General features: G+C 54.3%; 23 protein-coding genes. 6 read left to right on the forward strand and 17 right to left on the reverse strand.

Annotated elements, in window-relative coordinates:
• Positions 1–79: 79 nt before the first annotated feature.
• The 15 genes from ftsZ to mraZ form a co-directional block, all read right to left on the reverse strand.
• The gene (ftsZ, locus tag SOJ49_RS13425) at positions 80–1,267 is read right to left on the reverse strand and encodes a cell division protein FtsZ (protein ID WP_369855004.1); all 1,188 of its coding nucleotides are present in this window, start codon (positions 1,265–1,267) and stop codon (positions 80–82) included.
• 64 nt (positions 1,268–1,331) lie between these two features.
• Positions 1,332–2,567 carry a cell division protein FtsA gene (ftsA, locus tag SOJ49_RS13430; protein ID WP_369855005.1) on the reverse strand — a complete coding sequence of 412 codons (1,236 nt, stop codon included), beginning with the start codon at positions 2,565–2,567 and terminating at the stop codon, positions 1,332–1,334.
• Positions 2,567–3,340 carry a cell division protein FtsQ/DivIB gene (locus SOJ49_RS13435; protein ID WP_369855006.1) on the reverse strand — a complete coding sequence of 258 codons (774 nt, stop codon included), beginning with the start codon at positions 3,338–3,340 and terminating at the stop codon, positions 2,567–2,569. Before SOJ49_RS13435 ends, ftsA begins: the two co-directional genes overlap by 1 nt.
• Position 3,341: 1 nt before the next feature.
• On the reverse strand, positions 3,342–4,262 hold the full coding sequence (locus tag SOJ49_RS13440; protein ID WP_369855007.1) for a D-alanine--D-alanine ligase: 921 nt from the start codon (positions 4,260–4,262) through the stop codon (positions 3,342–3,344).
• Positions 4,262–5,692 (reverse strand): UDP-N-acetylmuramate--L-alanine ligase, encoded by a 1,431-nt coding sequence (gene murC / locus SOJ49_RS13445; RefSeq protein WP_369858071.1) that lies wholly within the window; start codon positions 5,690–5,692, stop codon positions 4,262–4,264. The genes SOJ49_RS13440 and murC overlap by 1 nt, the downstream gene beginning before the upstream one ends.
• Before the next feature lie 55 nt (positions 5,693–5,747).
• A complete protein-coding gene (gene murG / locus SOJ49_RS13450; protein ID WP_369855008.1) occupies positions 5,748–6,860 on the reverse strand; it encodes an undecaprenyldiphospho-muramoylpentapeptide beta-N-acetylglucosaminyltransferase in 1,113 nt (370 codons plus the stop codon).
• Positions 6,857–8,014: a putative lipid II flippase FtsW gene (gene ftsW / locus SOJ49_RS13455; protein ID WP_369855009.1), complete on the reverse strand. Its 1,158-nt coding sequence runs from the start codon at positions 8,012–8,014 to the stop codon at positions 6,857–6,859. The genes murG and ftsW overlap by 4 nt, the downstream gene beginning before the upstream one ends.
• Entirely contained in the window at positions 8,007–9,383 is a 1,377-nt protein-coding gene (murD, locus tag SOJ49_RS13460; RefSeq protein ID WP_369855010.1) for a UDP-N-acetylmuramoyl-L-alanine--D-glutamate ligase, read from the reverse strand. Before murD ends, ftsW begins: the two co-directional genes overlap by 8 nt.
• Positions 9,384–9,395: 12 nt before the next feature.
• Positions 9,396–10,478, reverse strand: a complete 1,083-nt coding sequence (gene mraY, locus SOJ49_RS13465; protein ID WP_369855011.1) for a phospho-N-acetylmuramoyl-pentapeptide-transferase — start codon at positions 10,476–10,478, stop codon at positions 9,396–9,398.
• Positions 10,479–10,483: 5 nt separating this feature from the next.
• Positions 10,484–11,848 (reverse strand): UDP-N-acetylmuramoyl-tripeptide--D-alanyl-D-alanine ligase, encoded by a 1,365-nt coding sequence (gene murF, locus SOJ49_RS13470; protein ID WP_369855012.1) that lies wholly within the window; start codon positions 11,846–11,848, stop codon positions 10,484–10,486.
• Complete coding sequence (locus tag SOJ49_RS13475) at positions 11,838–13,424, reverse strand: UDP-N-acetylmuramoyl-L-alanyl-D-glutamate--2,6-diaminopimelate ligase (protein ID WP_369855013.1); 1,587 nt, start codon at positions 13,422–13,424, stop codon at positions 11,838–11,840. The genes murF and SOJ49_RS13475 overlap by 11 nt, the downstream gene beginning before the upstream one ends.
• Positions 13,421–15,142 carry a peptidoglycan D,D-transpeptidase FtsI family protein gene (locus tag SOJ49_RS13480; RefSeq protein WP_369855014.1) on the reverse strand — a complete coding sequence of 574 codons (1,722 nt, stop codon included), beginning with the start codon at positions 15,140–15,142 and terminating at the stop codon, positions 13,421–13,423. The genes SOJ49_RS13475 and SOJ49_RS13480 overlap by 4 nt, the downstream gene beginning before the upstream one ends.
• Positions 15,139–15,393, reverse strand: coding sequence for a cell division protein FtsL (gene ftsL, locus SOJ49_RS13485; RefSeq protein ID WP_369855015.1), 255 nt, complete (start codon positions 15,391–15,393; stop codon positions 15,139–15,141). Before ftsL ends, SOJ49_RS13480 begins: the two co-directional genes overlap by 4 nt.
• Entirely contained in the window at positions 15,390–16,325 is a 936-nt protein-coding gene (gene rsmH, locus SOJ49_RS13490; RefSeq protein ID WP_369855016.1) for a 16S rRNA (cytosine(1402)-N(4))-methyltransferase RsmH, read from the reverse strand. Before rsmH ends, ftsL begins: the two co-directional genes overlap by 4 nt.
• Positions 16,322–16,777, reverse strand: coding sequence for a division/cell wall cluster transcriptional repressor MraZ (gene mraZ / locus SOJ49_RS13495; RefSeq protein ID WP_369855017.1), 456 nt, complete (start codon positions 16,775–16,777; stop codon positions 16,322–16,324). The genes rsmH and mraZ overlap by 4 nt, the downstream gene beginning before the upstream one ends.
• Before the next feature lie 688 nt (positions 16,778–17,465).
• Here mraZ and SOJ49_RS13500 point away from each other — a divergent pair.
• From SOJ49_RS13500 to SOJ49_RS13515, 4 genes are all read left to right on the forward strand, one after another.
• A complete protein-coding gene (locus SOJ49_RS13500; RefSeq protein WP_369855018.1) occupies positions 17,466–18,275 on the forward strand; it encodes an ion transporter in 810 nt (269 codons plus the stop codon).
• 26 nt (positions 18,276–18,301) lie between these two features.
• Entirely contained in the window at positions 18,302–18,955 is a 654-nt protein-coding gene (locus SOJ49_RS13505; protein ID WP_369855019.1) for a DUF502 domain-containing protein, read from the forward strand.
• A gap of 133 nt (positions 18,956–19,088) precedes the next feature.
• Positions 19,089–20,081: a cyclic nucleotide-binding domain-containing protein gene (locus SOJ49_RS13510; protein WP_369855020.1), complete on the forward strand. Its 993-nt coding sequence runs from the start codon at positions 19,089–19,091 to the stop codon at positions 20,079–20,081.
• Between the two features lie 107 nt (positions 20,082–20,188).
• Positions 20,189–20,977 (forward strand): transglutaminase family protein, encoded by a 789-nt coding sequence (locus SOJ49_RS13515; RefSeq protein ID WP_369855021.1) that lies wholly within the window; start codon positions 20,189–20,191, stop codon positions 20,975–20,977.
• Here SOJ49_RS13515 and flhB read toward each other — a convergent pair.
• Positions 20,967–22,118, reverse strand: a complete 1,152-nt coding sequence (gene flhB, locus SOJ49_RS13520; protein ID WP_369855022.1) for a flagellar biosynthesis protein FlhB — start codon at positions 22,116–22,118, stop codon at positions 20,967–20,969. The genes SOJ49_RS13515 and flhB overlap by 11 nt on opposite strands.
• Before the next feature lie 3 nt (positions 22,119–22,121).
• Entirely contained in the window at positions 22,122–22,898 is a 777-nt protein-coding gene (gene fliR / locus SOJ49_RS13525) for a flagellar biosynthetic protein FliR (protein ID WP_369855023.1), read from the reverse strand.
• Between the two features lie 325 nt (positions 22,899–23,223).
• Here fliR and gcvT point away from each other — a divergent pair, with 325 nt between their 5' ends.
• Together gcvT and gcvH are read left to right on the forward strand one after the other, a co-directional pair.
• Positions 23,224–24,321, forward strand: a complete 1,098-nt coding sequence (gene gcvT, locus SOJ49_RS13530; protein WP_369855024.1) for a glycine cleavage system aminomethyltransferase GcvT — start codon at positions 23,224–23,226, stop codon at positions 24,319–24,321.
• Between the two features lie 205 nt (positions 24,322–24,526).
• Complete coding sequence (gcvH, locus tag SOJ49_RS13535; protein WP_369855025.1) at positions 24,527–24,913, forward strand: glycine cleavage system protein GcvH; 387 nt, start codon at positions 24,527–24,529, stop codon at positions 24,911–24,913.
• Positions 24,914–24,952 lie beyond the last annotated feature (39 nt).

Genomic DNA, 24,952 nt, shown 5'->3' on the forward strand with positions numbered 1-24,952 from the left:
GCGTTTTTTATACAAAAAAGGTAGATCTAGGGATTATAGCAGGAATGAAAGAACACGCCAGTGGCGTGCTCTTTTTGACTCAATCTGCCTGACGACGCAAAAAAGCAGGTATATCCAGATATTCCATATCCTGTCGTGTTTGTGGCTCTGCTCTTGTCGCCGCCTGTGCCCCAGCTCCAGCCTGACGACTCACCGCCGGGCGATCCAGTTTGTTGTAGTCTGTAGTTCCGTCAGCACGTTTTGGTGCCGGTGCATTATCGACCACTTTTTTCGGGCGAGGTTCCGCTGCGACAGAGGCTGACGCAGAAGCATGGTAGTTCAGGCCAGTAGCGACCACCGTTACGCGCAACTCATCACTCATTTCTGGATCGATGACAGTACCGACAACGACGGTCGCATCTTCTGCAGCGTATTCGCCAATAATATCGCCAACTTCGGAAAACTCACCCAGAGACAAATCAAAACCTGCGGTAACATTGACCAGAATACCGCGCGCACCCTTGAGATTAACGTCTTCCAGCAACGGACTGCCAACGGCAGCTTCTGCGGCCTTGCGAGCGCGATTTTCGCCACTGGCAGAACCGCTTCCCATCATGGCTTGTCCCATTTCGGACATCACTGTGCGCACGTCAGCAAAGTCAACGTTAATCATACCCTGCTGGGTAATCAGATCGGCGATCCCCTTGACAGCACCATGCAACACATCATTTGCAGTGCGGAAAGCATCCATCAGCGTGGTGCCCTTCCCCAGTACCGACAGGAGCTTTTCGTTCGGAATAGTGATCAGCGAATCCACGTGTTCGCTTAGCTGCTTCAATCCGATTTCAGCCATCGCCATGCGTTTTTTGCCTTCGAATGAGAATGGCCGTGTTACCACAGCAACAGTCAGGATTCCCAGTTCGCGAGCAATTTCAGCCACTACAGGCGCACCACCAGTACCGGTTCCGCCACCCATACCTGCAGTGATAAAGACCATATCAGCACCTTTAAGCGCCTCTGCGATACGCTCGCGGTCTTCCATTGCAGCCTGACGACCAACGTCAGGATTGGCACCAGCACCCAACCCCTTGGTCAAACCAGAACCCAGCTGAATAACAGAGCGAGCACCCACATTACGTAATGCCTGCGCATCCGTATTGGCACAAATAAACTCTACGCCGTCAATATTGCTTTCTACCATGTGCTGAACAGCATTACCGCCGCCGCCACCAACACCGATAACCTTGATTATCGCGTTTTCCAGCACATCGTCTGCTAATTCAAACATATCGCCTTCTTTTCCAAATGACATGACGCACCCCCCTCTCTGCTACGCACTTGTACATTAAATACTAAAAATTACCTTTTATCCATTCGGATAACTGGGCAAACAGCCCGGAATGTGACTTATCTTCAATTATGGCTGCTGGCTTATTTTTAGGTTGTTTGGCCGCATAAAGAAGCAACCCCACGGCAGTACTATAAATAGGGTTATTAATTATATCCGTTAACCCCGAAACCCCGTGTGGACGAGCCAACCGGACAGGCATATGAAATATTTCTTCAGCCAATTCCACAACACCTTCCATTTTTGAAGTACCACCCGTCAGTACAACCCCAGCAGGTATTAGTTCATCATAGCCACTTCTACGCAATTCTGCCTGAATCAGGGAAAATAATTCATCATATCGAGGTTCGACAACCTCCGCCAAAGACTGCCGTGACAGCTGACGTGGCGGGCGCTCTCCGACACTGGGGACGTTAATCATCTCATCTTCGTGCGCCAGCTGACGCAACGCACAGGCGTATTTGATTTTTATGGCTTCTGCATGCTGGGTCGGTGTCAATAATGCCATTGCAATATCATTGGTGACCTGGTCGCCAGCAATGGGAATAACCGCCGTATGACGAATCGCCCCATCGGTAAAAATAGCAATATCCGTGGTACCACCACCAATATCCACCATACACACACCCAGCTCCCGCTCATCATCGGTCAAGACCGCATAACTGGACGCCAGTTGTTCAAGAATAATATCATCCGTACTGAGGTCACAGCGCTGCACACAGCGTTCAATATTCTGCGCTGCGTTAACCGCTGCAGTAACCAGGTGTACCTTGGCTTCGAGACGGACTCCAGCCATACCGACCGGTTCGCGAATACCTTCCTGATGATCAACCGAATATTCCTGCGGCAATACATGAATGGTGCGGCGGTCTTGCGGAATAGCAACAGCCTGGGCTGCGTCAATAACGCGTTCCACATCCGCTTCGGTTATTTCGGCACCACGTACCGCAACCACACCATTCGAGTTTTGTGATTGCACATGACTACCAGCAATACCGGCATAAACCGAATGAATCGTGCAGCCAGCCATTAATTCTGCTTCTTCAACAGCACGACGAATAGACTGAACGGTGGATTCAATATTAACCACCACGCCTTTTTTCATACCACGACTGGGGTGACTGCCAAGTCCGACAATTTCAATACCGCCTTCCGATGTCACTTCACCAACAATCGCAACGATTTTGGACGTTCCAATGTCCAGTCCTACCAGCATTTGACCTGCCTGCGCATTTGCCATTACCCGGTTACTCCTGTTGTTTGCCAGCGAATAGCAGCACCCTTGCCATATCTCAAATCCACCTGACGCACCTCGTTGGCGTCAAGTTTGCCTAACAGGGCTACCAGACGCTGTAATCGTTCTTCAAAATATTTACGCCCAAACCGTACTACCCAACCGTTCGATAGTGTCGCATCGACAGCTTGCACAGCATTGACATTCATACTGTTCACGGTCAGACCTCGGTCATTCAGTGCCTGCTGCAAGCGCCGGAAATATTTGACGGACTCATTTTTTACCGGATCGGCCCCGTACAAGCGCATCAACCCAGTTGTAGTAAAGCCGGGCGGTATATCCGACAGGCGGCCAGTGGCGGTCAATAACTGCTCGTCATTCCATAACGCCACTGGCAACTCCTCATACAGCAGTAATTCGACACTGTCCGGCCAACGCTTGCGAACTGCGACACGACTGACCAATGGCATTGCAGCAACCTGCCGTTGAACCCGTGTCACATCAAGGGTGAAAAAACTTTCATTTCTCACCCACAATATTTGCCGTGCTATTTCCTCTGCGTGCAAAACGTTTAATCTGCCAATCACCACCACATCCTTGACCGGCCAGGTGTGATAGGCCTGACGTACCAGGACCCCAGCCCCCACAAACAGCAACGCAATCACCAACCCAACCCAAACCTGAGCCGGAATACGTACCCGGAACTTTAATTTCCGGGTAAGCGGTTCTCTTCTAGGTGGCACCAGCGTGGCACCACGTGGCAGCTGCTTGTCCGACATATCAGCGCTTCTGCACCTCTTTCAGTAACTGGATAACCAGTTGTGAAAACGACATGCCTATTGCTCGGGCTGCCATGGGCACCAGGCTATGATCGGTCATGCCTGGACTGGTGTTGACTTCCAGCAACCAGAACTGACCGTCAGCGTCCGCCATCACATCAACCCGACCCCAACCTCGACAGCCAATCAGTTCAAACGCAGTCATCGATAGCTGCTGCAATTCGTTCTCTTTTTCGGCAGTCAGCCCGGAAGGTAATAAATACTGGGTATCCGCCGATTCGTATTTTGCTTCGTAATCATAAAATTCATGTGATGTCCTCAGCTGAATAACCGGTAACGCCTGGCCATTCACCACCGCTATGGTGTACTCACGCCCGCTGATCCAGCGTTCTGCCAGTACTAATGCATCGTATTGACTGGCAAATTGATAACTGTCTTGCAAAGCCTGAGCATCGTGTACTTTACGCATTCCGATGCTGGATCCCTCATGAGCTGGCTTGACGATAACGTCAGTACCCAGCTCATTCATGACTTGCTGCCAATCGGACTGTTGGCCAAGCAACACCGCAGCGGGGGTTGGCAAACCAGCCGCCTGCCAGATCAGTTTAGTGCGCCATTTGTCCATTCCGAGCGCCGATGCCATCACACCGCTGCCGGTGTAGGGTATTTTCAACCACTCCAGCAATCCCTGAATGGTGCCATCCTCGCCACCCCGACCATGCAAGGCGATAAAAGCCATATCAAAATGTTCGCGGGCCAGACGAGCAGCGATATCGTCTTGTACATCAACCCCAACGGCATCCACTCCTTCTGCAATCAAGGCTTCCAACACCGCCTGACCACTGCGCAGCGATACGGGCCGTTCGGCAGAAACCCCACCCATTAGTACCGCAACACGACCAAAACCGATGTCATCCGCCATCAGCGACTCCCCTCTTCAATAATGCTATTGAGGGGCTGCAGCCAACCCGGCAATTGCTCCGCCAGCTGAACAGCCAATGAGCCAATATCGCCAGCCCCCTGAGTCAGCAGCAGGTCACCGGCTTTGAGTACTCCGGTCAACAAACCTTCGAGGGATTCGCCACGTTCGATAAATACCGGGTCTACTTCGCCGCGCTGGCGAATACTGCCGCACAGTGAGCGGCCATCAGCACCGGCAATCGCTTTTTCTCCTGCCGGGTAGACATCCATCAGCAGCAGGACATCGGCCATCGATAACACTTTGACAAAATCTTCATACAGGTCGCGGGTACGACTGAAACGATGCGGCTGGAACAACATCACCAGCCGGCGCTCGGGAAAGCCCTTGCGAATGGCTTCAATAGTCACTTCCAGTTCACGAGGATGGTGGCCATAATCATCCACCATCATCACGTTGCCATCAGCCAATGGGAATTCTCCGCACACTTGAAAGCGCCGGCCAACCCCGGCAAATTTTTCCAGCGCTGAGCGAATGGCGTCATCCGCGACACCTTCTTCATCCGCGACCGCAACTGTCGCCAGCGCATTCAGTACATTATGTCGACCCGGCATTCTCATGCGAATATTAAGCGGCAGTCGATCTCCGGGACGCACCAGGGTAAATTCGGTGAACATCCCCTGTTGCACAACATTGATGGCGCGGTAATCGGCATCGCCGGAAAAACCATAGGTCACAGTTTGCCGTGAAATCTCAGGAAGAATTGAACGCACGGTGTCATCATCGATACAGACGACTGCCAGACCATAAAATGGCAAATTGTGCAGGAACTCGATAAAGGTCTGCTTCAGCCGTTCAAAGTCACCGCCGTAGGTCGACATATGGTCAGCATCAATATTGGTAACAATCGAGACCATCGGTTGCAAGTGCAGGAAGCTGGCATCACTTTCGTCCGCTTCCGCAATCAGATAACGACTGGCACCCAAACGGGCGTTGGCCCCGGCACTGTTCAACTTGCCGCCAATGACAAACGTCGGATCCAGCCCGGCTTCGGCAAAAATACTGGTCAACAAACTGGTCGTGGTCGTCTTGCCATGGGTTCCGGCCACCGCAACGCCGTGGCGAAAACGCATCAGCTCCGCCAGCATTTCTGCCCGCCGCACCACCGGTTTACGCTGTGCCAGCGCCGCAGCCACTTCCGGATTGCGGGTATCGATCGCAGAAGACACCACTACCACATCGGCAGTCGCAATATTTTCTGCCTCATGGCCGATAAACAGTGTGACACCCAGGTTCTGCAAACGACGGGTAACCGCCGATGCGCGAATATCCGAGCCGGTAATCATATATCCCTGATTCAGCAGCACCTCCGCAATACCGCACATCCCGGTGCCACCAATACCGACAAAATGGATGCAGCGAATACGTCGCATCTCGGGAATCAAATGTGCCAGCTGACCATTTGCCAGCGTCGGTTCTGCAGACGCATCAATCACGTGTTTTCCTCATAATCTGTTCAACGGCCAGAGCGGTTGCATCCGGTCGGGCCTGGGCACGACTCTGATCGGCCATAGTCTGTAACCGGCTACGATCCTGATTCAGCAGGCCAAGTGTGTGTTGCAGCCACTCTGGCGTCAGATCCTTTTGTTGACGAATCAGCGCGGCACCGGCATCAGCCAGATAACCGGCATTGACCGTTTGATGATCATCAACCGCATAGGGGAATGGTACAAAGATGGCCGCCTTGCCTACGGCGGCGATTTCGGACACGGTCAGTGCACCAGAGCGGCAAATCATCAGATCTGCCCAACCATAGGCTGCTGCCATATCATCAATAAATGCGGAAACCTCGGCGACCACGTTGCTGGCGTCATAGGCCGCCAACATCCGCTCGTAATCCCGTTTGCCCACCTGATGGCGCAAATTTGGTCGCTGATCCGCCGCCAGCCCTTGCCAACACGTCAGTACCACATCGTTCAGCGCAGCAGCACCGAGACTGCCACCCACGACCAGCACATTTAACGGGTCAGAGGGTGGCACTGCTCGCACCGGTAATTCCGCCAGTTCGCGTCGTACCGGATTCCCCACCGTCACAGCTCCAGACAAAGCGCCAGGAAATGCCTGCAGGCTTAAGTGTGCAATCCGGTTGAGCCAGCGATTGGTCATACCGGCAATGGCATTCTGTTCGTGAATCAGCAGTGGCACCCCCGCGAGGCGCGCCGCCACCCCGCCTGGGCCAGCAATATAACCACCAAACCCCACCACAATATCGGCCTTGATAGCCCGAATAACCGCCAGCGATTGCCAGGTCGCCAGAGCAATGCGCCAGGGTGCCAAGATCAGGCCTTTGATTCCCTTGCCACGTAGCCCACGAATATTCACCGCATGCAGGGGATAGCCAGCCGCCGGAACAAGATTTTGTTCCATGCCATACGGTGTCCCGAGCCAGTGAATATCATACCCTTGGGCCACCAGCGCATGGGCAACGGCCAGGGCCGGAAAAACATGGCCACCAGTACCGGCAGCCATAATCAGGGCGACTTTTCTGGTTGTCGGTTTGACTGTTGACGTTGACGTTGACGTTGACGTTGATGGACTCATTGCTCACCTCCGTCGTCGTGCTGTTCCGGCTCAGGCAACAGCATCGCTTCATACTTCACCCGCATCACAATACCGATCATGGCACAGGCCAACACCAGGCTGCTGCCGCCGTAGCTGAAAAATGGCAAGGTCAGCCCCTTGGTCGGTAACAAGCCGATATTCACGCCCAGGTTAATCACAATTTGCAGCGCCAGTAACGATCCAATACCCGCCGCAATATAGGCGCCATAAAGCAAGCCGCGTTGTTGTGCAATCCACACGGTTTGCCAGATTCGCGCTACCAGAAACGTCAGTAATGCAATCGCCACCAAACCACCAAATAATCCGGTTTCTTCAGCCCAAATAGCGAACACAAAGTCGGTATGGGCTTCTGGCAGGTAAAACAGTTTCTGCACGCTTTCTCCCAACCCCACCCCGAACCACTCGCCACGGCCAAATGCAATCAGTGACTGGGTAAGCTGATATCCGGTACCGTACACATGTTCGGGTGCCCAGGGGTCGAGATACGCCATCAATCGTGCCACTCGCCATTCTTCTGATGTCAGCGCTATAACCGACAAAACCCCGGTACCGATCATCAACAAGAAATACTGTCCGGCCTTAACGCCCCCCAGAAACAGCTGAATCATCGCCGCGCCCAACAAAACAACAGCGGCACCAAAATCCGGTTCCATCAGCAGTAACAGCACCATGATGACCAGTACAAACAAGGGTTTGATAAAGCCCCAGAAACGTTCACGCACTTCCGGCAAGCGGCGCACCAAATAGCCGGACACATAAAAAATGGCGGCCAGCTTGGCCAGTTCCGATGCCTGCAACTTGAACAAAACAAAGTTCAACCAGCGACGACTGCCATTCACCTCATGGCCAACCCCCGGCACCAGCACCAGACACAGTCCGACAAAACCCAGCGCCAGCATCGGCAACTCGAACTGACGCCAGCGCTCCAGACTGATCTGACTGGCGATATACAGCGCGGCCACACCCAGCATCAGATATACACCGTGGCGAATAGCAAAATACGCGGCATTACCCGTCAGCTTTTCACCAATACCAGTCGATGCTGAAGCCACCATCACCCAGCCCAGTACCATCAGTAGCAACCAGGGAATAAAATGCTGATCGCGAGCTTGCCAGCGCAGATTCTCAAACATCCACCAATCTCCCGACCAGCTCGCAGAAACGTCGACCGCGTTCCATGTAATTGGGAAACTGATCCAGACTGGCACAGGCCGGTGACAACAGCACAATGTCTCCCGCACTGGCATTACGGGCAGCAAACGTAAAGGCTTCAAACAGATCCGGAAAATGGTAGGCCGGACAAGTTGCAGCCAGCGCTGTGGCCAGTGATCCGCCATCTTTGCCAAAACAACACACGCCAGCGATACCGGTCTGGCAGGCGTCAGTCAAAGGTTGAAAATCCTGTCCTTTACCATCGCCACCCGCCAATAACCAGATTGATCCAGCTTCGCCAGCAAGGCCCTGGCCAGCCAATCCCTGAATAGCCGCCAGGGTTGAACCCACATTGGTGCCTTTGGAGTCGTTGATAAACGCAACACCGCCATGCTCTCCGACCCATTCACAGCGATGCGCCAGACCGGCAAAGCGACACAGCGTAGTGCGAGCCTGAGCGGGACTCACACCCACGGTTTCGACCAGCGCCAGCGCAGCCATCACATTGGCCAGATTGTGGCGGCCACGGATTTTCAACTCCGAGCTGTGCACCAGTTTCATGCCGGCGCGTACCACCCAATCACCGGCAATGCCGTCACGCTCACCTGGCTGCAGTCCAAAATCATCGTCTGCAGGGGCATTCAGGGTAAAACCGGCTTCTTCAGCGATTTCATCATGAGGGCTGCTGGCATCATCATCACGATTGACCACCGCCAGCTCACAGCCGATAAAAATACGCTGTTTGGCCAACCCGTAGTCCGCCATACCCTGATAACGATCCAGATGGTCTTCGCTCAGGTTCAGAATGGTGGCCACCCGAGCCTTCAGACTGGAAGTGGTTTCCAGCTGGAAACTCGACAACTCCAGCACATAAACGTCCGGTTGTGGCCCATCCAGCAAATCCAGTACCGGCACACCGATATTGCCGCCCATCACGGCGGTCATACCGGCATCAACCAGAATATCCCGCACCAGAGTGGTGACGGTACTTTTACCGTTGGAGCCAGTGATGGCGATGACTGGCGTATGGTTATGGCGGGCGAACAGCTCGACGTCACCGATAACTTCAACCTGTTCACTCAGCGCCTGTTGTAACGCCGGTTCCGACAGTGCCACCCCAGGGCTGACAATAATCTGGTGATAATCAGCCAACAACTCACCATCCAAAGCCCCGAGACGGATATTGGCCTTGGGAAATTGCGCTTTCAGACTGTCTACAGCAGGCAAAGCATCACGGCTGTCGCACAGATCAAACGCCCAGCCCATGCGCTGGCAATAACGTGCCGTCGCCTGACCGGAAACGCCCAGTCCGACGATCATACGTTTGATGTGTGCCTTTGCCAGCGTCATAAATACAGCCCGTTAACGAATTTTCAGTGTGGCCAACCCGGCCAGCACAAGAATAATGGTGACAATCCAGAAGCGCACAATCACGCGTGGTTCTGGCCAACCTTTCAATTCAAAATGGTGGTGCAGCGGCGCCATGCGGAAAATGCGTTTACCCGTCATTTTGAACGACGCTACCTGCAGGATCACCGACAGGGTTTCGGCCACAAAAATGCCACCCATAATAAACAGCACCACTTCCATCCGGATAATCACTGCCACAATGCCGAGCGCAGCGCCCAGTGCCAGGGAACCGACATCGCCCATGAACACTTGTGCCGGATAGGTGTTAAACCAGAGGAAACCAATCCCGGCCCCCACCATGGCACCACAAAACACCACCAGTTCACCGGCACCCGCGATATAAGGAATATGCAAATAGTTGGCGTAGTTGACGTTGCCAGCGAGGTAAGCACATACCCCCAGGGCGGCGCTGACCATCACCGTCGGCATAATCGCCAGACCATCCAGACCATCCGTCAGGTTCACAGCATTACTGGAACCAACGATGACAAAGTAGCTTAGCAGTACAAACATCAACCCCAATTGCGGCATGATGTCCTTGAAAAAAGGCACCACAAACTGGGTTTCCTGCGGGCTCTGGGCGCTGTAATACAGATAGGCCGCCGCCAGCAGACCAAATACCGATTGCCAGAAATATTTCCAGCGGCCGGGCAGGCCTCGAGAGTTTTTCTCGACCACCTTGCGGTAGTCATCCACCCAGCCGATAGCACCAAACAGCAGCGTTACCAACAGTACAACCCAGACGAAACGATTTTCCAGGTTGCCCCATAACAGCGTACTGAGCGCGATCGATACCAGAATCAATACCCCGCCCATGGTAGGTGTCCCCGCCTTGCTCAGATGCGACTTCGGCCCCACGTCACGGATCGCCTGACCAATCTGGTATTCGCGTAATTTGCGAATAACAACCGGCCCGAGCACCATGGACACCACCAACGCAGTAATCACTGCAAAGATGCTCCTTAACGACAAATAACCCACGACACCAAAACCCGAGTGCCACTGCGTCAGCCATTCACCCAGCCACAACAACATAAACCCTATTCCCCTGAATGCAGTTGCAACGCCCGAACCACCTGATCCATCCCGGCGCTGCGCGAACCCTTGATCAGAATCGTCGCCTGATCGGGCATTTTTTGTTTTATAAACGCCACCACAGCATCACGATCAGGCAACCAATACCCCTGCTCGCCAAATGCCGTCACGGTGGCGCGGCTCAACGGCCCGGTCGCAACCAGTGCCGAGACTCCCTGTTGTTTGGCATAACGACCCATGTCGCTGTGCGCTTGTTCGGCTCCCTCGCCCAGTTCCGCCATATCGCCCAATACCAACCAGGCACAGGGCGCGAGGCTTATTACATCAATCGCTGCCCGAATGGAAGCCGGGTTGGCGTTGTAGCTGTCGTCAATAATCCGAGCTCCCCCTTCGCCAACCAGTGTTTTCATACGCCCGGCCACAGGGGCTGCGGCCTCCAGACCTTTGGCCACAATATCAGGGGACATACCAAGGCCCAGCGCTGCCGCAAACACCGCCAGCGCATTGGCAATATTGTGGCGTCCTGGAAAGGCCAGCTGCACCGGCTGGGACCAACTCTGACCACGGCAACACACCGTAAAATCGCTGCCATCAACACGGATTTGCAGGTCTTCTGCATACAGATCCGCCGTTGCCGACAGGCCAAACGTAATCACCTGTTTGTGTCTGGCCCGTGCTTGCCAGTGCTCATAGGCCGGGTCGTCCGCGTTCAACACCACAATGCCTTCAGCGTCAACGCAATCAATCAATTCACCCTTGGTTTGTACGACGCCAGCCAGCGAGCCGAAACCTTCCAGATGCGCAGCGCTGGCATTGGTAATAATCCCAACCACGGGCTTGACCAGGCAGGCGGTGTAACGAATTTCGCCGGGACCACTGGCTCCCAACTCAACAACGGCAGCTTCATGCTCTGATTGCAGCGCCAACAGGGTTTTGGGCACACCGATATGATTGTTCAGATTTCCCGGCGTCATCCAGGTAGTAAATTGCTGCTCCAGCACCTTCGCCATCAATTGCTTGGTGGTGGTTTTTCCGGCGCTGCCGGTAATCGCAACGATCGGGCCAGCGAAAGCGTCTCGTTGCCAGCCAGCGATCAAGCCATAAGCCAACAAGCCATCGTCACATACCAGCCAGGGGCCATCCGGCTCAGTGGCAGGCAGCTGATCCAACAGCACCGCAACCGCTCCGGCGGCCAGCGCCTGTGTGGCAAAATCGTTACCATTAAAGTGTTCGCCCCGAAGTGCGACATACAAGTCACCTGGCTGAATCTGGCGTGTGTCGGTCGAGATGCCAGTACAACGTACATCCCGCGAGGGTTGGGCCAGCCCCAGTAAAGAGGCCACCTGACTCAGGGTAAAATCAAACAGCATGACGACCTCCACTCTGATATCCACCATGAGATCCACGACGAGTCTCATAACCCAGCGTCGCCAGCACCGCCGCATCGCTGTAGGGATGTTTGACACCGGCAATTTCCTGCCAGGTTTCATGCCCTTTGCCCGCAATCACCACCAGACCACCACTACTAACCAGCCCGCCACGACGAGAGGATGCTTGCGCAAGTGCCTGTTGAATCGCCTGGGTACGATCGTGTTCGAGATGAATACCAGCCTCGCGGGCACCCGGAGCGGTCATCGTATCGGCAAAAATCTGTTGTGGGTCTTCAGAACGTGGATTGTCGTCAGTGAGCCAGACTGAATCCGCATATTTCATCGCTGCCGCCAGCATCTGCGGGCGCTTGCTCCGATCTCGATCACCGCCACAACCAAACACCAGCGTCAACGGCTGCTGCCAGGGCAACAAGGATGACAACACGCTCACCAGCGCATCCGGTGTATGGGCAAAATCCACAATGACCGTCGGGCCATCGCCGCAGGATGGCCGATATACTTCCATCCGCCCGGCAACCGGCTGCAACTGTGCGGCGGCGTCGACCAGCAACGCCAATGACTCTCCAGCAGCAGCCAACATAGCAATCGCCGCGACGGCATTCGCCAGATTGAATGCTCCCAGCAACGGTAACTGCAAGCAGCACTGTCCCCAGGGGGTAATCAACTCCGCGCTGATACCCGTACTGTCCAGAGCCAGTATGCGATAACCGATATGTTGAACATTGCCCTCGGCATAACCCTGCACAGCATCGCCAGTAATGACTTCGTCCGTCACCAGGCCATAACTGTACCGCAGCCCCTGTATTTCGGTGTCTGCCAGCAACCGCTGGCCATAAGGACAATCACGATTAATCAGTACAAAACCGGTATGGTAATCCAGCAACAGTCGACGCTTGGCCTGGTAGTAGCTTTCCATATCGCCGTGATAATCGAGATGATCCTGGGTCAGATTGGTCAGTAATGCGCCTTCAAAGCTCATCCCTGCCACGCGCCCCTGATCCAAGCCGTGAGAAGACACTTCCATCGCTGCACGACAGCCGCCCTGTTCAGCCACCTGAGCCAATGTCCGCAACACCACCGACAAATCCGGTGTTGTATTACGAGTTGACGCCAACTCAGGCCAAAGCCCATTACCCAGCGTCCCCAACACACCACAAGGCTTGCCCAGTGCCTGGGAAAGCTGTGCCAGATACGACACGCACGAACTCTTGCCATTGGTGCCCGTCACCGCGAACACAGGCAAATGACAAACCTGCTGATAACGTCGATAAAGCCATGCTGCTAAGCGGGCAGACACCACAGGAGCAGAAAAAACCGGCACTGCGGTCTGACCGAATTCACAGCGAAATCCGCTATCCGCTTCCTGCAAAACAGCCACCGCACCTTTCTGGATGGCAGCATTGATATATTCTGCACCGTGACTGGCAGCACCGCCTCGAGCGACAAACAGGTCTCCTGGTTGCACATCCCGGCTGTCCGTTACCACTTCGGCAAATTCACGATCCCACTCCGGTGGAACAAACAGATCATCCTGCAGCAATTGGGAAAGCTTCATTTCGGGCCTCCGGCAACAATCAGGGAAGCCGCTGTCGAATCGTCCGGTGCAATCTGACGTAAACGCAGTGCCTGCTCCATAATGCGCGAAAACACCGGCGCAGCGACTTCGCCCCCGTAATACTCACGCCCTTGTGGTTCATCAATCGCCACCACCAGCACCAGATCAGGATCGGTGAGCGGTGCGATACCGGCAAAGACTGCGTTATAAGTCGCATCTTCATAGCCGTTTTCGCCGACCTTGTGCGCTGTCCCTGTTTTGCCGCCCACCCGGTAACCGGCAACGCGGGCACGCCGTCCAGTACCGAGGTCGGAGGTGACGGTTTCGAGAATATCCAACACCTGGCGGGCGACCTTATCGGACATCACCCGCTGACAGTCTGGACGTGACTCACTGTCCAGTAACAACGTCGCGTTCAAACGGCAACCATGCTGGGTAAAACTGGTATAGGATTGCGCCAGCTGCAATGGCGAAACCGCCATGCCGTAACCGTACGACACCGTCGCCAGACGCAGGTCATCCATCTGTTCGGGGTAGGGTAAAATACCGACACTCTCACCGGGAAAGCCCAAGCCAGTAGCCTGCCCAAGACCGGCGGCACTCATGATTTTGAACACGGTTTCCGCACCCAGATCCGCCGAGATCAGGGTCACACCCACGTTACTGGATTTGGTAATCACGCCGGTCACATCCAGAACGCCATAATCGCGATGATCGCGGATAGTTTTGTTTTTAACCCGCAAATAGCCCGGACTGGTATCGACCAGCGTGCTCGGGGTATAGCGCCCGGAATCCAGCGCTGCGGCCACGGTAAAGGGCTTCATGGTCGACCCTGGCTCCAGTACATCGGCCAGCGCCCGATTACGCATATACGCTGGTTTCAATCCGGCCCGATTATTGGGATTGTAGGAAGGCTGGTTCACCATCGCCAGAACTTCACCATTATGAGCATCCAGCAACACCGCACTACCAGAAGCCGCATGATGCTGGCGTACAGCGGCCATCAGCTCGCGATACGCCAGATATTGCAAACGCAGGTCAATGGTCAGGCGCAAGTCATGACCCGGCTGAGCCACGGACTCCACCGCTAACTGCTTGACCACACGGCCATAGCGATCACGAATCACAGTACGGCGTCCACCCGTACCCGTCAGGTAATCGTTATAGGCCAGCTCCAGACCCTCCTGGCCGTTGCCATCAATATCCACGATACCGACCACATGAGCGGTCACCTCAGCGGCAGGATAATAACGTCGGAAACGACTTTCGAACTGCAAACCCTCCAGTCCCAAAGCCACAACCTGATCGGCCTGGGCCGGTTGCACCTGCCGATCGACATAAAAGAAACCGCGCCCACGCTGGCGGGCAGCAGTGATTTGCTGCGTCAGCCGATTGGCAGAAATCCCCAACACCTTGGCCAATGACGCCACTTGGTCAAGGTCAAACACCTGAGGATTAAGACTGATGTCCGTCACTGCCGTGCTGACGGCCAGCGGCTTGCCGAAGCGGTCAGTGATCATGCCGCGCCGCGCCGGTTGAACCTGAGCGCGGACAATGCGTTTTTCACCTTCTTCAAACAGAAAAGGCTGATCCACCGTATGTAACGAGATCAGCCGCACCAGAATCAGCAACAACAGCGCAACCATCACCATCAGCACCAGTACAAAGCGCCAGCGGGTAATGCCCTGAGCTGAATGATCATGCTGTGAGGCTGTCATTGAGAAAGAATCCTGACCTGTTGTGGTTCAATCATATTAAGTTCACGTCGTGCACGCTGATCGATCCGGGAGTAGCTGGTTAATGCCGCCAGTTCCAGCACCAGTTGTGTCTGTTCCTGCTGCAAAGCGTCACTGTGTTTTTCGAGCGTCTGCCATTGCTGAACCAGCTGACGATGACCGTGACTGACTCCGATTTGCACCAGAGCCGACACCACCACTACCAGCCAAACCAGCACGACAGCCAGATTCATGGCAAGCGCTCGGCGATACGCAACACCGCGCTGCGAGCGCGGGCATTACTGCGAACTTCATCATCGTCCGGCATGATGGCCTTGCCGATACGTTTCATGGTTTTGCCTAAATCCGCTTCCAGCACAGGGAGACCGGGAGGCAAATCGCGCCCCTTCTCCTGAGCTCGAATAAACCGCTTTACCATACGATCTTCCAGCGAGTGAAAGCTGATCACCGCCAGCCGCCCCCCCGGCACCAGAAAATCCACACTCTCATTCAGCACCCGTTCCAGATCACCCAGCTCATTATTCACCGCAATCCGGATCGCCTGGAAAGCACGGGTCGCCGGATGCTTGTGGCGCTCCCAAGCTGGATTGGCTTCCTTGATCAGCTCCGCCAGCTGCAAGGTACGGGTGATCGGAGTGGTGGCACGGGTGGTCACGATGGCGCGAGCCATACGTTTGGCAAAACGCTCTTCACCGTATTCTTTCAGCACCCGGACAATGTCATTTTCATCGGTGGTTGCCACCCACTCAGCGGCCGACAAGCCCGCATCCGGGTTCATACGCATATCCAGCGGGCCATCACGCATAAAGCTGAAACCGCGCTCTGGATCATCCAGCTGTGGCGACGACACCCCCAGATCCAGCAAAATACCGTTGATACGTGCAATGCCACGGGCGGCCATTTCCTGCTTCATATCAGCAAAAGACGCTTGAACCACTTCGAAGCGCGCGTCTTCCTGATGCAGCTGCTCGCCGGTTTCAATGGCGCGCGGATCCTTGTCGAAACCATACAAACGACCATCAGCAGCCAGCTGTGACAACAACAAACGACTGTGTCCGCCACGACCAAACGTGCCATCGATGTAGACCCCGGACGGATCATTCAGGCAACCGGTAACGGTCGGTTCCAGCAACACGGTTGCGTGGGCCAGCTCTTGCAGATTCATATAGACAGACTCTTGAGTTCGTCGGGAAGATTTTCCAGCGACATGGGTTGTTCCAGGTAGTCATCCAGCTGACCATCCCAACGAGCCTTGTCCCAGAGCTCCAGCTTGTTGCCCTGACCCATCAACACACATTCTTTAACCAGCCCGGCGTACTCGCGGCAGGCAGGACTGATCAATACCCGGCCACTGCCATCGGTTTCACACTCGGTGGCATAGCCTTGCAGCAGGCGCTTCAGTTGTTTGCTGGCAGGATTCAGTGTGGGCAGCTGATTCAGCTTGGCTTCAATCTTGATCCACTCTTCGAGCGGGTAAACCATCAGGCAACGATCCTGGCTATCCACAGTCACCACCAACGCAGACACACTCGCACCCTCCAGCGTTTCCCGCACTTTTGCAGGTATCGCCAGACGACCTTTGGCATCCAGATTGATGTGGTGCATTCCGCGAAACATGACAGGTCAATCCATCACGGTTGGCAGATTTCAGTGGTGTTGATCAGCACAGGGGCCTCGGTGTATTTCGTGATCATGAATGTCAACTCAGGGCAATCAGACTATAGCCTTCCAGAATAAATTATTTCCTACTATTTCCCACTTTTGCGACCCGATTCGCCACAATTCGACACTTTGAGACACTATAAAAACAGGCCGGTGTCATTGCAAGCTGACAGATCACGTGGAAAGATGAAATTTGCTTTAAATCACAAGCACTTAGGGGCTTTTATGGCAGGACGAGAAAAAGTCATAATCAAAATATTTCAAAGGAACCGAGCGGTGGAAGCATTACTTAAAGTAACTTCTAAGGTTCTGTAACATATTGACACAACCTAGATTGTTTTCGCATGAGAAGTGACCACTAACTAACCAATAGTTTGATCAACATGAATTTATCCACACAGTCCATCCGTTATGCGCCCAACAAGCCCACTCAGGATAAAAAAGTCGATAGGGAGATGGCTGAAAAAACGCTACTATCCAGCTTACCCAGCCGACTTGACCGTTTGTCGGAATGCGCCTCCAGAGCCCGGTCGCGAACAGATAACCGCGCAGCAGAGCTGATCACCGACACGTCTGCGTACCAAACGGTTAATCGATACAACAAACCCATTCCTACGCCCACATTGGCTGATTACCCATCGTCATGAATATTCAGAAACTTCAACTGGCTTCCCAACAACTGCGTGACAACAAGACCTTTGAATGGCTGGTTGTCTCCGTCATCATCATCTCAGCCCTGCTGATTGGTGCCCGCACCTATCCAATCCCCGATACGCTGATTTTGCTCATTCAGTGGCTCGACATCGGCATCACCCTGCTTTTCCTGTTTGAGATCACCGTTCGCTTTTTTGCCGCCCCGGACAAACGACGTTTTTTCTATAGCGGCTGGAATATATTCGACACCCTGGTGGTCGTGGTCAGCCTGATTCCAATCGAAAACAGTGAGTTGGCTCTGGTCGGACGACTGGTAAGAATATTCCGGGTACTGCGGATGGTATCGATCATTCCGGAACTGCGCATGCTGCTGAATTCCCTGCTACGGGCCATGCCGCAATTGGGCTACGTGGTATTGCTGATGTTTATTATTTTCTACATCTACGCAGCAGTGGGAGCTACCTTTTTTGCCCATATTAACCCGGATCTGTGGGGTGATATTTCGATTGGTATGCTGACCTTGTTCCGCGTCATGACCTTCGAAGACTGGACCGACGTTATGTACGAAACCATGGCGGTTTACCCACTGTCCTGGATCTACTACCTCAGCTTTATCTTTCTGACCACCTTCGCCTTTTTGAACATGGTCATTGGTATCGTGGTCAATGTGCTGGAGGATGAGCATGCACGCGAACGCGAAGCACAGGATCAAGCAGAGGGCAAGGCCACACTGGATGACCTGATGCTGGAAATCCGATCACTGCGAAAAGAGCTTAACAACCTGAAACCGGACAACTGATCCGGCTCCGCTACCAAGGAAACCCCATGCCGTATCTGGCCCGAGTACTGTTAAAAGGATCTGTCGTCGTCCTGCCGCTGGTGATCACTGCCTGGCTGTTGTGGTCGACACTGCTATGGCTCGACAATATCGGTCTCGAACTACTGTCCTGGACCGGTCTGGAGATCGACAGTGCCAGTTCCGGCATCCCCGGTTTCGGTCTGATCGTCATGCTGGTCAGTCTGTTTGTGGTCGGATTGCTGATCCAGTTCAACCCTATCAACTGGTTACACACCTACCTCGAAGACACCCTGCTACGCTTCCCTGTCGTCAAAACCCTGTACGGTGCAGTGAAGGATTTTACCGTGATGTTTGATGGCCAGAAAAAACAACCCCAACCGGTGGTATTGGTTGATATGCCCGGACAAGGGACATTGGTCGGCTTTATCACCAATCAGAACGTCCCCGCCGTAGTACAACAAACCCGCCCTGAACAGCCTCTCGTGGCTGTTTATCTGCCCATGAGCTACATGGTGGGTGGTTATACCCTGTTCCTGCCCAAAGCACAGCTGACCCAAGTCGACTGGTCTTTTGAGGAAGCCATGCGTTTTGCCATTACTGCCGGTGTATCCCAAAGCCAATCGCTGAACCAGGCAAAGTCGCGACCGCCCACAAACGACAGCGCAGCCACAGAGATGTGATACATCTCAAGCAACATGGCAGGCCCTTTGCTATAGTCTTTTACATGCACGTTAATTGTCGCAGCAACACTGAAAGTACTGAAACGATAATGGCAACACTCATCCAGTCTATTCACAACCCGGTCAGAACGGCATGATCAACGCAGCACGACTCCAGCAATTTATTCCCTTTGAAGATCTGTCTGAAAATGCCCTCCAGGAATTGCTGCCGCACTTTGCACCGGTTCGTCTGGCTCAACGTGGCGTGCTGTTCAAACGGGGGCAGCAAGATGACCGCTGCCATTATTTGCTGGAGGGTGCCATCGACCTGGTCAACGATCACTTTGAAGTGACTCAGCTTAATGGTGAGGACGAAGGCAACTTTCTCGCCCTGGATGCCACCCATCCCATTCACAAATATTCTGCTGTTGCAGTCAGTGACTGTCTGATTGCCAGCCTGCCCAGACGCTACCTTGAACTGATCAGTACCTGGGTCGAAGTAGCCCGCTCGCTTGAGTCCGATGAAGAAACAGACTGGCTTGAAGCCCTGTTAACCTCAGAGCTGTTTAATCGCATTCCGCCAGGCAATATCCAGCAATTACTCTCCCGTTTTGAGGAGCGCGAAGTCACTCTGGGCGACGTGCTGATCCAGGAAGGCGATGAAGGCAACGAATGCTATGTCATCAAACAAGGGAAAGCCGTTGTCACACGGCGCAACGGCAAGCAGGAAGAAACCCTGGCAGCACTGAGTAATGGTGCGCTCTTCGGCGAAGACTCCCTGATCAGCAGCCTGCCTCGCAGTGCCACGATTACCATGAGCAGTAACGGCATCGTCATGGTACTCAGCAAAAACGATTTTGATACCCTGTTAAAAACACCGGTACTGGAATACGTCGACCCCCAACAGCTCGACGAGCTGATCGAAAACAGCGATACCGGCGTCATCCAGCTCGATGTCCGTACCCAACAGGAAGCCGCCATGGCACCGGTTGCACGCGCACGCAATGTGCCTCTGGCGCAACTGCGTAGCCAGATGGATAACTTCAACCGTGATTTTATTTACGTTGTACTGGGAGAAGGTCGCGCAGAAGCAGCGGCCTATATCCTCAGTGAAGCCGGATTCGAGGTCAAGATACTCAGGCACTGAAGCCCTACAATTACCCACTCCGTCCAGAAAATCAGCTGATAGAGCTAGGCGTATCCGGCTTCTGGTCCTATAGTTGCGCCTTCGATCATCGGCCAGGAAAAGCGCGAATGTGGATCAGCACCAGTTGTGAATTTTCGTTTGAAATTTCTGTGCCCACACCTTTTATTCTTATGTTGCGCGCCCGCCGAGGCTCCCAACAATGGGTTGCACGGGAAGAATATGAAGTGCTCCCCAGTGTGCCAGTCATAGAGTTCAAGGACTTCTATGGCAACGACTGCCAACGCCTGATCGCGCCCCCTGGCCCCTTCGCGCTGTATTGTTCAGCCGACGTGATGACGCTCGAACATGTCGAAGAAGCCCCAGGGACTCCTTTCGTCGAAATCCAGAACCTGCCATCGGATGTCCTCACCTACCTGCTGCCCAGCCGCTATTGTGAATCCGACCGCTTTTACCTGCTTGCCAGTGAAATCACCCAAGGCTATTTGCCCGGTTACGATCAGGTGGCAGCCATCGAAGACTGGGTGCGCCGCAATATTCGTTACGAACCCGGCACCAGTCCTTCGCCAGTCTCAGCGATTGAAATCAACCTGCGTCAATCCGGTGTCTGCCGTGATCTGTCTCACCTCTGTATTGCCCTATGCCGGGCACTGAGTATTCCTGCCCGTCAGGTAGTGGGTTATCTGTACGACCTGCAACCGATGGATTTACACGCCTGGTTCGAAGCCTATGTCGGTGACCGCTGGTACATCTTTGATGCCACCCAATACGGCCGCAAGGGCGCTTACGTTGCCACCGGCTATGGCCGCGACGCAACCGACGTTGCCATCTACAACCAGTACGGCCCACCGGTATTTCCCATTGAACAGATTATCTCGGTAGAGATGGTCAATCGTTAAGCGGACGCTCCGGGTCAACCCGCAAGTCCCGAGGAATCGGCATGTCTGGATGACGGTCCGGCTTCGGCCCCCGACCCTTGACATACATATCCATCTGATAAATATACGCCAGCACCTGTGCCACCGCGACGTACAGGCCTTCCGGGATTTCATCACCGATGCGCGTATGGGTATACAACGCACGAGCCAGCGGTGGTGCCTGCATCCGGGGCACATTATGCTCCTTCGCAATCTCCCGAATTTTTAGCGCCGCCTGGTCTGCACCCTTGGCCACCACAACCGGCGCCGTCATCGAATCCGACTGGTATTTTAACGCCACAGAAAAGTGAGTCGGGTTAGTAATCACCACATCTGCACTTGGCACATCCGCCAACATCCGTCGTTGTGCCGCCTCACGCTGCAGCTGTCGAATCCGGCCTTTGACTTCCGGTTTACCCTCGGTGTCCTTGTATTCGTCCTTGATTTCCTGAAGGCTCATCTTCAGCTTTTTGATATGGCTATGGATCTGCCAGGGTACATCGACCAGCGCAATCAGTGCCGTGGACATACACATCAGAATAAACGACCAAAGCACAATATGAACGGCACCAGGAATCGCTCCTTCAACCGGCATCGACAACAGGCTCAGGGCATCGTCAAAGAAGTACCCCAGTACCATCCAGGCACAAAAACCGACCACCAACACCTTGGCCCAGGCCTTGAATAACTCCACCAGCGAATTGGCAGAAAACATACGTTTCAATCCGGCCAGCGGACTCATACGACTCAACTTCGGGGCCAGTGACTTGCTCGAAAACAGCCAACCGCCAACCCCCAAAGGGCCAGCAATGGCGGCCACCAGCATCAGTGCCAACCAGGGAGCTAACGCCAGTGCGGCACTGTCCAGCGATGCCATCAAATGATGCGCCATACGGCTGCTGTCAAACACATCCGCTCGCCCGACTTCAAAGCTGTAACGGGCCATAGCGGCCACCTGACGGGTCATATACGGCCCCAACGCCAGCAATCCCAGCGCCCCGACCACCAATACCGCAGTGGTATTCAACTCTTTCGAGCGTGGCGCCTGGCCTTCCTCACGAGCTTTTTCGAGCTTTCGTGCCGTGGGTTCTTCGCTTTTCTCCTGACCAGTATCTTCAGCCATACCTCAGCCTCCCACCAATGTGCGCGCAAAAGCAAACAAGGCTTCCATATGGCGATGAAACGACAGTGCCATATCCGTCATCGTCAGCCACAAGATAAACAAACCAACCACCATGGTGACCGGAAAACCCAAGGCAAAAATATTCAACTGCGGGGCGGCACGGGTCATCACCCCGAAGGCCAGATTCACCACCAGTAACGCCGCCAGCGCTGGCAAGGCAATCACCAGTGCCGCAGCAAACATCCAGCCACTCCAGTGCACAATACGACCGAGATCAGCCGCCGACCAACTCGACATACCAACGGGGAGCGAGTAAAAACTTTGTACCAGCACCTCGATCAGTACCAGATGGCCATTCAATGACAAAAACACCAGGCTGACCATAAACAGCAGCCACTGCGAAATCACCACCACCGACGCACCTTGTGACGGATCGACCGTGGTCGCAATACCCAGACCGGTTTGCATGGCAATCAACTGACCCGCCAACACAAATACCTGCGTCAACATCTCGACGATAAAACCAAGCGCAATACCGATCAGCAGCTGATGCAAAATAATCACAAACGCAGCAACCGACATCGCCTCCACCTTCGGCAAAGGTGGTAAGACCGGCACAATAACCAGCGTCGTCGCCACGGCTAACAGTAGCCGGATCTGGGTCGGCACCATACGAGTACCCAGCAGCGGCATCACCATAAACAGGCCACTGATGCGGGCAAACGGATAAATGTAACGGCTAATCCAGTGACCAACTTCAAGATCGGTAAATTCCAGCATAATGACCGCTTATTGACGCAATATCTGGTTCAAGCAAGGGCTGTGCCGAAGAAGTTTGGCAGACCCTCACGCTCATCGTAAAACCGACTCGCATACTCAGGGGCATTCTCATGATTGGAACGATTGGAGCGATCCTGCCGAATACCAGGTCATCAGCGAATGAACCGACCAACCTCACCACCAGCACCACCAAACTGAATCCGTAACAAATCCCCTGCAGCAGATGCCCTGCTCACCACAAAGCTGTATACTTGCCGCCCTTTTTTTCACGCCCCCGGCAACTGCTGCCGAGTGCGTTTCAGGTAACCCAGACACAGGACGCTCCATGGCCAAACGTACTGCTTTGTATGCCAAACACCTGGAAGCCAACGCCAAGATGGTGGACTTCGCCGGGTGGGAAATGCCGATTCACTATGGTTCCCAGATTGTTGAACACAAGGCGGTGCGCGAACACGCCGGGATGTTTGATGTATCACACATGACCATTGTTGATCTGGCTGGCTCCGATGCCACGGATTACCTGCAAAAACTGCTGGCCAACGATGTCGCCCGTTTGAAGGAAAAAGGCAAGGCGCTGTATAGCGGCATGCTGAACCAGGATGGCGGCGTGATTGACGACCTGATCGTCTACAAGGCCGACGGCGGTTACCGTTTGGTGGTGAACTCGGCGACGCGATCCAAAGACCTCGAATGGATGGAGAAAAACCTGCGCGGTTTTTCCAACCTCAGCCTCACCGAGCGTCCAGAGCTGGCCATGGTCGCAGTGCAAGGCCCGCACGCCATTGCCAAGGTAAAACTGGTCAAACCGGAAGCGGCCAGCGCCATTGACGGCCTGAAAGTCTTTCAGGGTCGGGGGCAGGCCGAATGGTTTTATGCCCGTACCGGTTACACCGGTGAAGACGGTCTGGAAATCATGGTGCCAGAAACAGAAATCGCTGCATTCTGGCAATCTTTGCTGGAAGCCGATGTACAACCCTGTGGTCTGGGCGCGCGCGATACCCTGCGACTGGAAGCCGGCATGAACCTCTACGGCAACGACATGAGCGAAACCGTCAGCCCCTTGCAAGCCAACATGGGCTGGACCATTGCCTGGGAACCGACCGACCGACCGTTTATTGGCCGCGACGCGCTAGAAGCCGAAAAAGCCACAGGCGTGCCCAACAAGCTGGTTGGCCTGATACTGGAAGGCCGTGGCATTATGCGTTCACACCAGAAGGTGATCGTTGATCTGGGTAACGGCGAGCAACAAACCGGCGAGATTACCTCTGGCACTTTCAGCCCAACGCTGGAATGCTCTATCGCCATGGCGCGCGTGCCGGTAGCCACTGGTGATCGCTGCTTGGTGGATATTCGTGGCAAACAGATAGCGGCCAAAGTCGTTAAGTTGCCCTTTGTGCGTAACGGTAAAAAGGTCTACGAGTAAATAGTTCCAATTAAGTAGGTAGCGTTCGCGCAGGGGCATTTCAGCCAACTGCCGGACGCCGTAGAATGCAGCAACAACGATAACCCTGAATTAACATACTGCTGTTGCCGTGCCGACCAGCACACAGATACCCCGACATTACCCGGCCCTGTCTGCTGCTGGTCTCTCAAGCGCACCCGCAACATCAATAGCCTGGAGAAAGAACATGGCCAATGTACCTGCAGATCTGAAATACGTCGCATCTCATGAATGGATTCGTGTCGAAGCCGACGGCACCGTGACCATCGGCATCACCGATTTTGCCCAGGAAGCACTCGGCGATGTGGTCTTCGTTGAGCTGCCAGAAATCGACGCCGAATTCGAAGCCGACGCCGAATGCGCCGTGGTTGAATCAGTAAAAGCCGCCTCCGATATCTATGCGCCACTGGCTGGCAAGATCATCGCCATCAACGAAGACCTGGTCGATGCTCCGGAAAAAGTCAACGAAGACCCATACGGTGAAGCCTGGTTCTTCAAGATGGAACTGGCCGATGCCGCCGACCTGGAAAATCTGATGGCTGCCGATGCCTATAGCGCGGCTTGCGAAGGCTGATTCTCCCCACCCGAGTCACAAGTACAAGTCACAAGTACA

The organism is Candidatus Thalassolituus haligoni (assembly GCF_041222825.1).
In the GTDB taxonomy this organism is placed as follows: domain Bacteria; phylum Pseudomonadota; class Gammaproteobacteria; order Pseudomonadales; family Oceanobacteraceae; genus Oceanobacter; species Oceanobacter antarcticus.

Coding starts and splice junctions, on each gene's coding strand:
- ftsZ (WP_369855004.1), bottom strand. CDS start 1,267: ATGTTTGAATTAGCAGACGATGTGCTGGAAAACGCGATAATCAAGGTT.
- ftsA (WP_369855005.1), bottom strand. CDS start 2,567: ATGGCAAATGCGCAGGCAGGTCAAATGCTGGTAGGACTGGACATTGGA.
- SOJ49_RS13435 (WP_369855006.1), bottom strand. CDS start 3,340: ATGTCGGACAAGCAGCTGCCACGTGGTGCCACGCTGGTGCCACCTAGA.
- SOJ49_RS13440 (WP_369855007.1), bottom strand. CDS start 4,262: ATGGCGGATGACATCGGTTTTGGTCGTGTTGCGGTACTAATGGGTGGG.
- murC (WP_369858071.1), bottom strand. CDS start 5,692: ATGCGACGTATTCGCTGCATCCATTTTGTCGGTATTGGTGGCACCGGG.
- murG (WP_369855008.1), bottom strand. CDS start 6,860: ATGAGTCCATCAACGTCAACGTCAACGTCAACGTCAACAGTCAAACCG.
- ftsW (WP_369855009.1), bottom strand. CDS start 8,014: ATGTTTGAGAATCTGCGCTGGCAAGCTCGCGATCAGCATTTTATTCCC.
- murD (WP_369855010.1), bottom strand. CDS start 9,383: ATGACGCTGGCAAAGGCACACATCAAACGTATGATCGTCGGACTGGGC.
- mraY (WP_369855011.1), bottom strand. CDS start 10,478: ATGTTGTTGTGGCTGGGTGAATGGCTGACGCAGTGGCACTCGGGTTTT.
- murF (WP_369855012.1), bottom strand. CDS start 11,848: ATGCTGTTTGATTTTACCCTGAGTCAGGTGGCCTCTTTACTGGGGCTG.
- SOJ49_RS13475 (WP_369855013.1), bottom strand. CDS start 13,424: ATGAAGCTTTCCCAATTGCTGCAGGATGATCTGTTTGTTCCACCGGAG.
- SOJ49_RS13480 (WP_369855014.1), bottom strand. CDS start 15,142: ATGACAGCCTCACAGCATGATCATTCAGCTCAGGGCATTACCCGCTGG.
- ftsL (WP_369855015.1), bottom strand. CDS start 15,393: ATGAATCTGGCTGTCGTGCTGGTTTGGCTGGTAGTGGTGGTGTCGGCT.
- rsmH (WP_369855016.1), bottom strand. CDS start 16,325: ATGAATCTGCAAGAGCTGGCCCACGCAACCGTGTTGCTGGAACCGACC.
- mraZ (WP_369855017.1), bottom strand. CDS start 16,777: ATGTTTCGCGGAATGCACCACATCAATCTGGATGCCAAAGGTCGTCTG.
- SOJ49_RS13500 (WP_369855018.1), top strand. CDS start 17,466: ATGAATATTCAGAAACTTCAACTGGCTTCCCAACAACTGCGTGACAAC.
- SOJ49_RS13505 (WP_369855019.1), top strand. CDS start 18,302: ATGCCGTATCTGGCCCGAGTACTGTTAAAAGGATCTGTCGTCGTCCTG.
- SOJ49_RS13510 (WP_369855020.1), top strand. CDS start 19,089: ATGATCAACGCAGCACGACTCCAGCAATTTATTCCCTTTGAAGATCTG.
- SOJ49_RS13515 (WP_369855021.1), top strand. CDS start 20,189: ATGTGGATCAGCACCAGTTGTGAATTTTCGTTTGAAATTTCTGTGCCC.
- flhB (WP_369855022.1), bottom strand. CDS start 22,118: ATGGCTGAAGATACTGGTCAGGAGAAAAGCGAAGAACCCACGGCACGA.
- fliR (WP_369855023.1), bottom strand. CDS start 22,898: ATGCTGGAATTTACCGATCTTGAAGTTGGTCACTGGATTAGCCGTTAC.
- gcvT (WP_369855024.1), top strand. CDS start 23,224: ATGGCCAAACGTACTGCTTTGTATGCCAAACACCTGGAAGCCAACGCC.
- gcvH (WP_369855025.1), top strand. CDS start 24,527: ATGGCCAATGTACCTGCAGATCTGAAATACGTCGCATCTCATGAATGG.